A 13,580-nucleotide genomic window follows, 5' to 3' on the forward strand; every position below is an offset into this window, starting at 1 on the left:
AATGATAACTGAAAGCAGGGTCTAGATTCTAGACCTACTACAGCTTTAGCGTTGATTTTATAAAAGGAATAGTCAATTTTCGTTGTGCAGCCATGGATGCGTGATCTAATTTGTCTAATACATCCAATAAAGCACGCATATCACGACTCAAACGGGTTAATAAAAATCGCGCACATTCATCGCTCAATTCAAGCCCACGCATATTTGCCCGCTTAACCAGCGCTTGTGCTTTATCATCGTCACTCATAGAACGAATTTGAAACGTAGTGCCCCACTTTAAACGTGATTCTAAGTCGGGCAAGCTAATATTAAGCATGTTTGGCAGTAAATCGGCAGTCACTACCAGCATTTTATTGGGCTCATTAAAGCGATTAAAAAAGTTAAATAACGCTTTTTCCCATGCATCATTGCCTGCTACCAAGTGCACATCATCAATACACAATACATCCAATGCTTCAAGCCCATCTAAAACCATTGGTCCAAAATGAATGACCTCGCGCATGGAAAGCAGCATATTAGATAAGCCACGCTCTTGTGCCTGAATACAAGTGGCATATAGTAAGTGAGATTTACCAGAATCTCCTAAGCCACACAAATAGGTATACTGAAAAGAGTGAACAAGCTTAGAAAAGCTATCTTTGAGATGATTTACCTCGAGTGAGTCCTCACCGCCAAAGTAGGATGCAAATGTTTCATCGTCCGGTAAAGTAACCGGCAATGCCATTTGTATTGGCTCTTGAGTCAGCATTAATCTACAACCCATTGATACTCTAGGCTTTGCTCATCAACTATGTGATAAAAAGCACGAGGATCAACATAGTCTTTAAAGGCGTTATCCAGGCCAAGGGCTTTTTTAAGGTCACTCACAGTCCCCGTATGATGAAGCTCAAACTCAACCGAATCGGGTGTTTTGCGTAAAATAACAGCTTGAGTTACTACGCTTAGATTCATTAAGCGGCGCTTAGCCAACTCAATATCAACAAAGCTCTCAGTCCCTTTTAAAGTTAAATTGGCAGTACGCTGCTCATAATAAGCATTAGGATCAATCGCATATTCACCAGCTAAACCTTGTGCTAAATCATCAATCATTTGCGCAACTATTTGCTGTCTATAGCCTGTGATACGGTTAGATTCAAACATCTCATCATTGGTAAAGCGCCAATCTAGTACCCAATTATCAGAGTTAAACGCTTGATACATTCTAGCAGTAATACTTCGCTCAGCACTGTAGCGTTTAGATGCCTCTTCTACAGGCCCAGAAAAATTTCCCCAAACTTCAGGGACACCAACAAGCCGTCTGTCTTGTAAATCGAGTAGAGGCACAACAACCGGCAAACCGCGGCGACTTGCTTTGTCGTAAATCAGTTGCTCTAATTGCGGATAACTCTCTTGAGTAACCAGCTCTCGCTGCCTGTTATCTTCAATGCCTAACCAGATAGCAACCAGTGGACGTTGAGCTCCCCACAACGGCAAATTAAGATCTTTTATTAGTGCATTGATCTTTCGCGCTTCAAATTTAACTAGTAACTTAAGCGTTCCGGGAATACGCTCATCGTATTCAAATTTCAGCATATAATCAGATATATCTTTGGTGCGTTGCTGTGCTATCTGATTTTCATCTGCACTTTTATCACCACTCACTTTTACTAGTACGTTAAGAAGCGCTTTGCGACTAGCGTCTAAACGCGCATCACGAGATTTATCTTCTACAACCAAAATATCTTGATATAGATCAGTTACTTCAACTGCAGATACAGAAACACAAAAGAAAATGGATAAGGCGCTAATTAATAATCTATACACAGGCAAATCATTCTTGGTTTTAAACTGTTTTGATCCTAAATCAAAGCCACTAACAAAGCAAAATTATATTTTTACAGTGAATAAAGCTGCTGGTTAAGTCGAACTTTCTTGTATTAAGAGTCGCTGCGCTACTTCGTAGCGACAACGCAGTAGAATGTCGTAGTGCCCACAGCGGTAGAGAGCCACATAGCAAATGTATAGAGTCGTCATTAGGCGCTTATTATTTTCCTTTTACCTGATGCCTTTTACCTTTCACCTTTCACCTGCGTTTTTACTTTTCTGCAGACGTAAAAAACCCGCTACATTGCTGTAACGGGTTTCTCTTATTTGGAGCCTGGTAATGTCGTGGTGCCCACAGCGGTAGAGAGCCACATAGCAAATGTATAGAGTCGACATTAGGCGCTTATTATTTTCCTTTTACCTGATGCCCTTTACCTTTCACCTGCGCTTTTACTTTCCTGCAGACGTAAAAAAGCCCGACTATTGCTAGTCGGGCTTTCTCTTATTTGGAGCCTGGTAATGTCCTACTTTCACATAGCAAATGCTACACTATCATCGGCGCTGTTTCGTTTCACTACTGAGTTCGGCATGGGGTCAGGTGGGTCCAAAACGCTATTGTCACCAAGCAAATATGGTGCAAAGGATTAATGACAAAGCACGTAGTGCTTACATTTCCTTTGCGCAAGGTGCCTCAATGTTAACGCTACGCGCTAAGAGCCACCTCATAAATTTGGAATTTCTGATAATAAAGTTTTCAGTAATCTACTTTAGTTATATTAACTTCTTGCTTAAACTGTCACATAAAACGCGTTTGGCGTTGTATGGTTAAGCCTCACGGGTAATTAGTACAAGTTAGCTTAATGGCTCACACCACTTCCACATCTTGCCTATCAACGTTGTAGTCTTCAACGGCCCTTCAGAGACTTTAAAAGTCTAGTGAGAACTCATCTCGAGGCCTGCTTCGCGCTTAGATGCTTTCAGCGCTTATCAGTTCCGAACGTAGCTACCGGGCAATGCCATTGGCATGACAACCCGAACACCAGCGGTTCGTTCACTCCGGTCCTCTCGTACTAGGAGCAACCCCTCTCAATTCTCAAACGCCCACGGCAGATAGGGACCGAACTGTCTCACGACGTTCTAAACCCAGCTCGCGTACCACTTTAAATGGCGAACAGCCATACCCTTGGGACCGACTTCAGCCCCAGGATGTGATGAGCCGACATCGAGGTGCCAAACACCGCCGTCGATATGAACTCTTGGGCGGTATCAGCCTGTTATCCCCGGAGTACCTTTTATCCGTTGAGCGATGGCCCTTCCATTCAGAACCACCGGATCACTATGACCTACTTTCGTACCTGCTCGACGTGTCTGTCTCGCAGTTAAGCTGGCTTCTACCATTACACTAACCGTACGATGTCCGACCGTACTTAGCCAACCTTCGTGCTCCTCCGTTACTCTTTGGGAGGAGACCGCCCCAGTCAAACTACCCACCAGGCACTGTCCGTAACCCCGATTCAGGGGCCAACGTTAGAACATCAAAACTACAAGGGTGGTATTTCAAGGACGACTCCACAAAAACTAGCGTCTCTGCTTCTAAGTCTCCCACCTATCCTACACATGTAGGTTCAATGTTCAGTGCCAAGCTGTAGTAAAGGTTCACGGGGTCTTTCCGTCTAGCCGCGGGTACACAGCATCTTCACTGCGATTTCAATTTCACTGAGTCTCGGGTGGAGACAGCGTGGCCATGGTTACACCATTCGTGCAGGTCGGAACTTACCCGACAAGGAATTTCGCTACCTTAGGACCGTTATAGTTACGGCCGCCGTTTACCGGGGCTTCGATCAAGAGCTTCTCCGAAGATAACCCCATCAATTAACCTTCCGGCACCGGGCAGGTGTCACACCGTATACGTCATCTTGCGATTTTGCACAGTGCTGTGTTTTTAATAAACAGTCCCAGCCACCTGGTCACTGCGGCTCCCGTCCGCTTAGAGAGCAAGTCTCATCACAGATAGGAGCGTACCTTCTCCCGAAGTTACGGTACGATTTTGCCTAGTTCCTTCACCCGAGTTCTCTCAAGCGCCTTAGTATTCTCTACCTGACCACCTGTGTCGGTTTGGGGTACGATTCGGTATAATCTGAAGCTTAGAGGCTTTTCCTGGAAGTATGGCATCAGCAACTTCATCACCGTGGTGACTCGTCTCGTGTCTCAGCCTAACAGCAACCCGGATTTACCTAAGTCACTAGCCTACACACTTTCACATGGACTACCATCGCCATGCTTGCTTAGCCTGCTCCGTCCCCCCATCGCAATTATACCAAGTACGGAAATATTAATCCGTTTCCCATCGACTACGCCTTTCGGCCTCGCCTTAGGGGTCGACTTACCCTACCCTGATTAACATGGGATAGGAACCCTTGGTCTTCCGGCGTGCGGGTTTTTCACCCGCATTATCGTTACTCATGTCAGCATTCGCACTTCTGATACCTCCAGCATGCCTCCCGGCACACCTTCAACGGCTTACAGAACGCTCCCCTACCACTCAAAATAAATTTTGAATCCGCAGCTTCGGTGCATAGTTTAGCCCCGTTACATCTTCCGCGCAGACCGACTCGACCAGTGAGCTATTACGCTTTCTTTAAAGGATGGCTGCTTCTAAGCCAACCTCCTGGCTGTCTGGGCCTTTCCACATCGTTTCCCACTTAACTATGACTTTGGGACCTTAGCTGGCGGTCTGGGTTGTTTCCCTCTTCACGACGGACGTTAGCACCCGCCGTGTGTCTCCCGGATAGTACTTTACGGTATTCGGAGTTTGCAAAGGGTTGGTAAGTCGGGATGACCCCCTAGCCTTAACAGTGCTCTACCCCCGTAAGTATTCGTCCGAGGCTCTACCTAAATAGATTTCGGGGAGAACCAGCTATCTCCCGGTTTGATTAGCCTTTCACTCCTAACCACAGGTCATCCCCTAACTTTTCAACGTTAGTGGGTTCGGTCCTCCAGTTGATGTTACTCAACCTTCAACCTGCCCATGGCTAGATCACCGGGTTTCGGGTCTATACCTTGCAACTATTCGCCCAGTTAAGACTCGGTTTCCCTACGGCTACCCTAATCGGTTAACCTCGCTACAAAATATAAGTCGCTGACCCATTATACAAAAGGTACGCAGTCACAGAACAAGTCTGCTCCTACTGCTTGTACGTACACGGTTTCAGGTTCTATTTCACTCCCCTCACAGGGGTTCTTTTCGCCTTTCCCTCACGGTACTGGTTCACTATCGGTCAGTTGGGAGTATTTAGCCTTAGATGATGGTCCACCTATATTCAGTCAAAGTTTCACGTGCTCCGACCTACTCGATTTCACTTAAAATGCGTTTTCATGTACGGGACTATCACCCTGTATCGTGGCACTTTCCAGAGCCTTCCATTAACACATAATAAGCTTAAGGGCTGTTCCGATTTCGCTCGCCGCTACTCTCGGAATCTCGGTTGATTTCTTTTCCTACGGGTACTTAGATGTTTCAGTTCTCCGCGTTCGCCTCGTTAACCTATGTATTCAGTTAACGATACCTGCAAGCAGGTGGGTTTCCCCATTCGGAAATCCTAGTCTCAAGTGCTTTTTACTAGCTTGACTAGGCTTATCGCAAGTTAATACGTCCTTCATCGCCTCCAACTGCCAAGGCATCCACCGTGTACGCTTAGTCACTTAACCATACAACCCAAACGGGTCTTTGTTTTGTGACAGTTTAACTTCGCCAGAAGTTAATATTGAATACTAAAGTAGATACCAATTAATCATAAATGATTAAATTGGCACTGAATGATACTGCTATCATTCTTTTTTACTTTTGAAAACTCTGTACAAATAACACTGTTATTCATACGAATTTTATTATCAGCTTTTCCAAATTTTTAAAGAGCATATTAATTAGTTAAGCCAGTGGCTTAGCTAACTAACAATCATCTGTGTGGACACTACGAACAAATAAGTTCTAAATCGTATAAGGAGGTGATCCAGCCCCAGGTTCCCCTAGGGCTACCTTGTTACGACTTCACCCCAGTCATGAATCACTCCGTGGTAAACGTCCTCCCGAGGGTTAGACTATCTACTTCTGGAGCAACCCACTCCCATGGTGTGACGGGCGGTGTGTACAAGGCCCGGGAACGTATTCACCGCGTCATTCTGATACGCGATTACTAGCGATTCCGACTTCATGGAGTCGAGTTGCAGACTCCAATCCGGACTACGACGCACTTTAAGTGATTCGCTTACTCTCGCGAGTTCGCAGCACTCTGTATGCGCCATTGTAGCACGTGTGTAGCCCTACACGTAAGGGCCATGATGACTTGACGTCGTCCCCACCTTCCTCCGGTTTATCACCGGCAGTCTCCTTAGAGTTCTCAGCATTACCTGCTAGCAACTAAGGATAGGGGTTGCGCTCGTTGCGGGACTTAACCCAACATCTCACAACACGAGCTGACGACAGCCATGCAGCACCTGTATCAGAGTTCCCGAAGGCACCAAACTATCTCTAGTAAGTTCTCTGTATGTCAAGTGTAGGTAAGGTTCTTCGCGTTGCATCGAATTAAACCACATGCTCCACCGCTTGTGCGGGCCCCCGTCAATTCATTTGAGTTTTAACCTTGCGGCCGTACTCCCCAGGCGGTCTACTTAATGCGTTAGCTTTGAAAAACAGAACCGAGGTTCCGAGCTTCTAGTAGACATCGTTTACGGCGTGGACTACCAGGGTATCTAATCCTGTTTGCTCCCCACGCTTTCGTACATGAGCGTCAGTGTTGACCCAGGTGGCTGCCTTCGCCATCGGTATTCCTTCAGATCTCTACGCATTTCACCGCTACACCTGAAATTCTACCACCCTCTATCACACTCTAGTTTGCCAGTTCGAAATGCAGTTCCCAGGTTGAGCCCGGGGCTTTCACATCTCGCTTAACAAACCGCCTGCGTACGCTTTACGCCCAGTAATTCCGATTAACGCTCGCACCCTCCGTATTACCGCGGCTGCTGGCACGGAGTTAGCCGGTGCTTCTTCTGTCAGTAACGTCACAGGATGCAGGTATTAACTACATCCCTTTCCTCCTGACTGAAAGTGCTTTACAACCCGAAGGCCTTCTTCACACACGCGGCATGGCTGCATCAGGCTTGCGCCCATTGTGCAATATTCCCCACTGCTGCCTCCCGTAGGAGTCTGGGCCGTGTCTCAGTCCCAGTGTGGCTGATCATCCTCTCAAACCAGCTAGGGATCGTCGCCTTGGTGAGCCATTACCTCACCAACTAGCTAATCCCACTTGGGCCAATCTAAAGGCGAGAGCCGAAGCCCCCTTTGGTCCGTAGACATTATGCGGTATTAGCAGTCGTTTCCAACTGTTGTCCCCCACCTCAAGGCATGTTCCCAAGCATTACTCACCCGTCCGCCGCTCGTCAGCAAAGTAGCAAGCTACTTTCTGTTACCGCTCGACTTGCATGTGTTAGGCCTGCCGCCAGCGTTCAATCTGAGCCATGATCAAACTCTTCAATTAAAAAGTTTTATGTCTTTCGACAGCTCAATGAATTCTGAATTTATTTAATATCTTTCGATATTGAATTGACTGTGCTGAATAATTACTAAAAGTAACTATTCTGTTGGTCACTCAGTTTCTCTTTCGAGAAATCACATTGAGACTCTAAATTTGCTTGCCTCGTTACTTGCTCAATAAAGAACGAAGTAGCTTGGCTGTTAGAACTCAATCTGTACGAGTGCCCACACAGATGATTGCTTTATATTGTTAAAGAACGTTGCGATTAAAGCGTTTAACTTTACCTCGCTAGGGCTGCGCATATTACGCTTTCCTATTTTTTTGTCAACACTTAATTTTGTTAAACTTGAAAGTTTTCTAAACTAAGTTTTACTCAACTCACTGATTAGCTCGTGCCTCGCTATGCGTTGGCGTTACCCGTCTCAGTGGGGTCGCATTATAGGGAGAATCAATTTTAACGCAAGCGTTTTTAAACGCTTTTTTGCATTTAATTTTTACCCCAAAGATACCCGACCTAGACACACATGATACCCACAAAACCCTGTGGATAACTCATTTTTTTATGCTGTTTACTAAACTATTTACTGTGCTTATGGTAAGTTGCGCCCGATATTTACAACTCGTTCACTAGGTAACGCACATGACAGATATAATAAATAGTATAAGTGGTCTCTTATGGGGTCATATTTTAGTGTACTTATTAATAGCAGCAGGGTTATTTTTTACCATACGCCTTGGTTTCATCCAATTTGTACAATTCCCACACATGATTAAAGTTATGTTTCAGAGTCGCCAAGGGTCAGATGGCGGTATTTCCTCTTTCCAAGCATTTTGTACTTCTTTAGCAGCCCGTGTCGGTACTGGTAATATGGCAGGTGTTGCCGTTGCGCTTTATTTAGGTGGTGCAGGTGCTATTTTTTGGATGTGGTTAATTGCTTTAATTGGTATGGCTACTAGCTTTGCTGAAAGTACATTGGCACAAGTTTATAAAACTCGAGATGAAGAAGGTAACTTCCGTGGTGGTCCGGCCTATTATATGGAGTACGGACTTGGCAAGCGTTGGATGGGTGTTGTCTTTTCATTGTGCTTAATTTTAGCCTTTGGTTTAGTTTTTAACGCAGTACAGTCAAATTCTATTGCTGCGGCTTTTGAAGTCGCCTTTGGTATCCCTAACTATATAGTCGGTATCGCTCTTGTAATTGGTTCAGGTATTATTATATTTGGCGGTCTGAAAACAATTTCTCGATTTGCTGAATTAGCCGTTCCATTTATGGCTGCTGCTTACCTTATGGTTGCACTTTATATATGTGCTGTAAATTACACTGAATTACCTGATGTATTTATGCATGTGATTAGAAGTGCCTTTGGTCTTGAACAAGCTGGTGCCGGTGCAATTGGTTATGGGGTGATGCAGGCGATGATCCAAGGGATCAAACGCGGCTTGTTCTCAAACGAAGCCGGTATGGGTAGTGCTGCGAATGCTGCAGCAACGGCAACGCCAAACCCACCTCACCCTGCTTCACAGGGGTATGTACAAATGCTGGGTGTATTTGTAGATACTATTATTATTTGTACTGCAACTGCTGCTCTTATTTTATTATCAGAACAGTTAGTACCAGGCTCTGATGTAACGGGTATAGCACTTACACAAGCAGCGCTTGAGGAGCATGTTGGTAGCTGGGGCGCAATATTTGTTGCAGTCGCTATTTTGTTTTTTGCTTTTACATCAATAGTAGCTAACTATTCTTATGCAGAAACGAACTTATTATTCTTAGAGCATAACCACGCATCTGGCATGTTGATCTTCAGGTTATTAGTGTTAGGTATGGTAATGTTTGGTGCATTGGGCGAATTACCACTAGTGTGGACATTAGCTGATGTATCTATGGGCTTAATGGCAATAGTGAACGTAATCGCATTATTTATGCTCTCAGGTGTTGTCGTGTGGCTTGCTAAAGATTATAACGCTCAGCGACGCGTCGGAAAGTTACCGACGTTTGATCCAAGTAAGAACGACAAACTCAATAAAACTATTCCAAAAGGTATTTGGCATAAATAATTAGTTTTTATACTTCAAGTTAAAACCCGAAACGGCCATTGTTATTTCGGGTTTTTTATTGATTTAACTTTAATCTTAAAGTTACTGATAACAGTAGCCACTTATAAATTACTAATGCGAAGATAGACGTTATTAAAGCCGCCCAACCTGCCTATAAGCTCACCTTATCCAAACATTATAAGCATCCTACAAGTAAATTTAATAACCTATGTAGTAGGTCTCATGCTTATAACGACATCCCTGCTTAGGTTTATATACATTACTGCATAACCATAATAACTAACACTGCGCTTATTATACCAATCCGCAATAATACTCAATCATTTTGCGGGGCTAAACGTGTCGCTATCTGTGTTAAAAAATTCTCATTTAGAACAACTAAATAGCGAATTTTTTGCCTAGCTATCAACCCGTTTTTCCTGCCTCAAAATAGACCGCTTAATTAAGCGAATTGGTATTAAAGAGTCTAGTTTATGATTTAGCTAACGAGCTACACTCTGGGTTAATTTGTAAAAAGTCTGAAGTGATCAGTGACAGTCTATTGATGAGCCAAGAGTATGTATCAGCCCTTGCAACAAAACACGAGCTCTTAAGGTGTTGAACAAAAAGTTATTGCTAACAACAGGGGGTGGTAAATTAGTGTGCTTAGTGGGGTTTAGTAATAAAAATGTGATGATTTAATTGGGTGTTATAGAAATAACGTAAAGTGGTGCCCGAGGCCGGACTTGAACCGGCACGACTTGTTAGTCGAGGGATTTTAAATCCCTTGTGTCTACCAATTCCACCACTCGGGCATCGAGTTTGCTAATTAAAGCGTGTGGAGTCATTATTTGGAGGCGGAACCCGGAGTCGAACCGGGGTAAACGGATTTGCAATCCGGTGCATGGCCACTCTGCCATTCCGCCTAAACATATCAAATAATTTGGAGCGGCACACGAGGCTCGAACTCGTGACCTCGACCTTGGCAAGGTCGCGCTCTACCAACTGAGCTAGTGCCGCATAATATTAATTCTAAATAATTTTTTCATAAGTTACATATTGGTGTATGTAACCAAACCACAAAGTGGTGCCCGAGGCCGGACTTGAACCGGCACGACTTGTTAGTCGAGGGATTTTAAATCCCTTGTGTCTACCAATTCCACCACTCGGGCATCGAGTTTGCTATTTAAAGCAAGTGGATAAAACTAATATGGAGCGGCACACGAGGCTCGAACTCGTGACCTCGACCTTGGCAAGGTCGCGCTCTACCAACTGAGCTAGTGCCGCATCATATTAATTCTAAATAAGATTTTTTATAAGTTACATATTGGTGTATGTAACCAAACCACAACGTGGTGCCCGAGGCCGGACTTGAACCGGCACGACTTGTTAGTCGAGGGATTTTAAATCCCTTGTGTCTACCAATTCCACCACTCGGGCATCGAGTTTGCTAATTAAAGCGTGTGGAGTGTTGATTGGAGGCGGAACCCGGAGTCGAACCGGGGTAAACGGATTTGCAATCCGGTGCATGGCCACTCTGCCATTCCGCCTCAATACTAGGTTAGCTTTGAGATAAACTGGAGCGGCACACGAGGCTCGAACTCGTGACCTCGACCTTGGCAAGGTCGCGCTCTACCAACTGAGCTAGTGCCGCTTTGTTTATCTAGGGGCTATGCCCTCTCAACACGGACGCATTCTACAGAGATTATTAAACGCGTCAACACAAAAAATGCTACTTTTGAACTGTTTGATTATTTTTTATCTAAAATGGTGCGTTATTAGACGTTTACAATCAATTTTTGGTCAATTCTGCCCATGCTGCAACTAAATATTGCACCATAGAGCTAAGCGTTAAAAACGTCGCTATGTAAAGTAAGCCATAGCTTAAATACATCATCCAGGTATCGTACTGCCAAATTAGGCCAATAATGGCTAACATTTGCGCTGCGGTTTTTAATTTACCCATATCGGACACAGCTACATTGCCGCGTTTGCCTTGCTCAGCCATCCATTCTCGTAGCGCCGATATAACAATTTCACGGCTTATAATAATAAGCGCAGGAATAGTCATATACAAAGATTGATAATGCTCAGATAAAGCAACCAAGGCAGCGCACACCATTACTTTATCAGCAACAGGGTCTAAAAACGCACCAAAAGGCGTTGATTGTTCAAGCTTACGCGCTAAATAGCCATCGAGTATGTCTGTGATTGAAGCAAGCCAAAAAATAAAGGCAGCAACAAAGAATGCCCATGAATAAGGCATATAAAATATCACCAAAAAAATGGGGATAAGAAAGAGTCTAAACGTTGTGAGTGTGTTTGGAATATTCCACATAACTACTTGGATATGTCTTTTTTTCTATATTCGCACATAGGGCTAGCCCTTGTCATGCAAATGGTTAAATATCTTCTCAGCCATGTCAGGACTGATCCCAGGAACTTTCTTTAGCTGTTCTATATTAGCAGCTTTTACGCCTTGCATGCCCCCTAAATATTTTAATAATGTTTGTCGACGCTTGGAACCAACGCCATCTATTTCTTCTAATAACGACTGAGTACGTTGTTTTTGGCGCTTGTTACGGTGCCCTGCAATTGCAAAACGATGGGATTCATCGCGAATATGCTGAATCAAATGCAGTGCGGGTGCATCAGAATCCATAGGTATAGTTTTACGCCCGCCGTCAATAAGTAAAGTTTCAAGGCCTGGTTTACGGCTAGTGCCTTTTGCAACCCCAACTAATAGTGGCATTTTTGCATGCGGCCAGTTTTCAAAGTATTGTTCTGCCCTACCTAATTGGCCTTTACCACCATCAATAAAAATAACATCAGGAATTTTCTCCTCATCAACCAACTTGTTGTAACGTTTGTTTAGTGCAAACTCCATAGCGGCGTAATCATCACCACCGGTAATACCGGTCACGTTATAACGACGATACTCTTTATTGTTAGGGCCTTGAGAATCAAATACAACACAACTGGCCACGGTGTTTTCACCCATGGTGTGACTGATATCAAAACATTCCATGCGATTAATGTCATCAAGACGCAAGGTAGCCTTTAATTGCGCATAACGCTTGTTTATAGAGTCTTGAGTGCTTTGCTTAACCGTAATACTATTTAATGCGTTTTTATTGGCTAACTGTAAGTACTGTGCTCGCTCACCACGAGTAACCACTTTAAGCGATACTTTACGTTCACTAATTTGAGTTAGTGCTTCGCTGAGCGCATCACTTTCTTCTATTTCAAATGGTAAGATGATTTCTTTGGCAATGCGCCCTGTTGCTCCCGGTGCTAAGTAATATTGGCCTAAGAAAGAGGTTAAGATTTCCTGCTCCTGTGAGTCTTTAGGCACCTTTGGAAAATAAGTTTTACTACCCAGCACTTTATGATCACGGATCATTAATAGATGAATCCCATTTAAGCCATTTAAATGAGCAAAACCTACAACATCCATTTCAGCAAAATTACCTGAGATAGACTGCTGCTCCTGCATTTTACGCAATAGCATAATTTGGTCGCGAACTTTAGCTGCGAGTTCAAAATTAAGCTGCTCACTGGCTTTTTCCATTTTAGCGATAAGATCAGCTATTACTTCATGGGATTTACCGGTTAAAAATTTACGGACATAATCAACTTGCTGCGCGTATTCATCTTCAGAGACTTTATTAACACACGGCGCAGAGCAACGTTTTAATTGGTATTGCAAGCATGGCCGACTACGCGCACGGTAGTAGGCGTCTTCACATTGGCGTACCGGAAATATTTTTTGCATTAAGCGCAAACTTTCTGAAACCGCCCCCGCGCTTGGAAACGGACCAAAATATTCACCTTTTACTTTTCTGCTACCACGATGAAAGGCTAAGCGAGGATGCTTATGATTAGTGAGCAGTATATAAGGGTACGACTTATCATCACGTAACAGAATATTATAACGTGGCTGATATTTTTTAATCAGGTTGTTTTCGAGCAGTAAAGCTTCTGTCTCTGTATTAGTAAGTGTGACTTCAATATTACAAATATTACTCACTAAAACACGGGTTTTACTGTCGGTAATGTTGCTGCGAAAGTAACTGCTCACCCGCTTTTTTAAACTTTTAGCTTTACCGACATAGATAACTTGGTTGTCATTATCGAGCATGCGATAAACGCCAGGCTCACTCGATAATGTTTTTAAAAACTGGGCATGATCAAATTCAGACATATAT

At 44.0% G+C, this 13,580-nt stretch carries 5 protein-coding genes, 8 tRNA genes and 3 rRNA genes; 1 reads left to right on the forward strand and 15 read right to left on the reverse strand.

All coding sequences use genetic code 11. The features are described from left to right. Positions 1-37 precede the first annotated feature (37 nt). The 5 genes from hda to LOC50_RS08470 form a co-directional block, all read right to left on the reverse strand. On the reverse strand, positions 38-748 hold the full coding sequence (gene hda / locus LOC50_RS08450; RefSeq protein WP_171034748.1) for a DnaA regulatory inactivator Hda: 711 nt from the start codon (positions 746-748) through the stop codon (positions 38-40). Next, positions 748-1,803 (reverse strand): DUF2066 domain-containing protein, encoded by a 1,056-nt coding sequence (locus LOC50_RS08455; RefSeq protein ID WP_036983088.1) that lies wholly within the window; start codon positions 1,801-1,803, stop codon positions 748-750. The genes hda and LOC50_RS08455 overlap by 1 nt, the downstream gene beginning before the upstream one ends. A gap of 511 nt (positions 1,804-2,314) precedes the next feature. After that, a 5S ribosomal RNA gene (rrf, locus tag LOC50_RS08460) occupies positions 2,315-2,429 on the reverse strand. Positions 2,430-2,624: 195 nt separating this feature from the next. Continuing rightward, positions 2,625-5,511 (reverse strand): 23S ribosomal RNA (locus tag LOC50_RS08465). 290 nt (positions 5,512-5,801) lie between these two features. Next, positions 5,802-7,337, reverse strand: a 16S ribosomal RNA gene (locus LOC50_RS08470). The 16S, 23S and 5S rRNA genes sit together here, the layout of an rRNA operon. Before the next feature lie 637 nt (positions 7,338-7,974). Between LOC50_RS08470 and LOC50_RS08475 the strand changes: the two genes are divergently transcribed. Then, positions 7,975-9,393: an alanine/glycine:cation symporter family protein gene (locus tag LOC50_RS08475; protein WP_036983090.1), complete on the forward strand. Its 1,419-nt coding sequence runs from the start codon at positions 7,975-7,977 to the stop codon at positions 9,391-9,393. A 707-nt stretch (positions 9,394-10,100) separates the two neighbouring features. Here LOC50_RS08475 and LOC50_RS08480 read toward each other — a convergent pair. From LOC50_RS08480 to uvrC, 10 genes are all read right to left on the reverse strand, one after another. Beyond that, a tRNA-Leu gene (locus LOC50_RS08480) sits at positions 10,101-10,187 on the reverse strand. A 37-nt stretch (positions 10,188-10,224) separates the two neighbouring features. Then, positions 10,225-10,298, reverse strand: a tRNA-Cys gene (locus tag LOC50_RS08485). A gap of 18 nt (positions 10,299-10,316) precedes the next feature. Continuing rightward, positions 10,317-10,392: transfer RNA gene (locus LOC50_RS08490), tRNA-Gly, on the reverse strand. 65 nt (positions 10,393-10,457) lie between these two features. Further along, positions 10,458-10,544 (reverse strand) — tRNA-Leu (locus tag LOC50_RS08495). Between the two features lie 39 nt (positions 10,545-10,583). After that, positions 10,584-10,659: transfer RNA gene (locus LOC50_RS08500), tRNA-Gly, on the reverse strand. Between the two features lie 66 nt (positions 10,660-10,725). Next, a tRNA-Leu gene (locus tag LOC50_RS08505) sits at positions 10,726-10,812 on the reverse strand. Between the two features lie 36 nt (positions 10,813-10,848). Further along, a tRNA-Cys gene (locus tag LOC50_RS08510) sits at positions 10,849-10,922 on the reverse strand. A 28-nt stretch (positions 10,923-10,950) separates the two neighbouring features. Continuing rightward, positions 10,951-11,026: transfer RNA gene (locus LOC50_RS08515), tRNA-Gly, on the reverse strand. A gap of 138 nt (positions 11,027-11,164) precedes the next feature. After that, positions 11,165-11,710: a CDP-diacylglycerol--glycerol-3-phosphate 3-phosphatidyltransferase gene (pgsA, locus tag LOC50_RS08520; RefSeq protein ID WP_013464594.1), complete on the reverse strand. Its 546-nt coding sequence runs from the start codon at positions 11,708-11,710 to the stop codon at positions 11,165-11,167. A gap of 42 nt (positions 11,711-11,752) precedes the next feature. Then, positions 11,753-13,576 (reverse strand): excinuclease ABC subunit UvrC, encoded by a 1,824-nt coding sequence (uvrC, locus tag LOC50_RS08525; protein ID WP_036983092.1) that lies wholly within the window; start codon positions 13,574-13,576, stop codon positions 11,753-11,755. Positions 13,577-13,580: the final 4 nt, after the last annotated feature.

It is taken from the genome of Pseudoalteromonas sp. SCSIO 43095, assembly GCF_023650455.1.
Lineage (GTDB): Bacteria > Pseudomonadota > Gammaproteobacteria > Enterobacterales > Alteromonadaceae > Pseudoalteromonas > Pseudoalteromonas tetraodonis.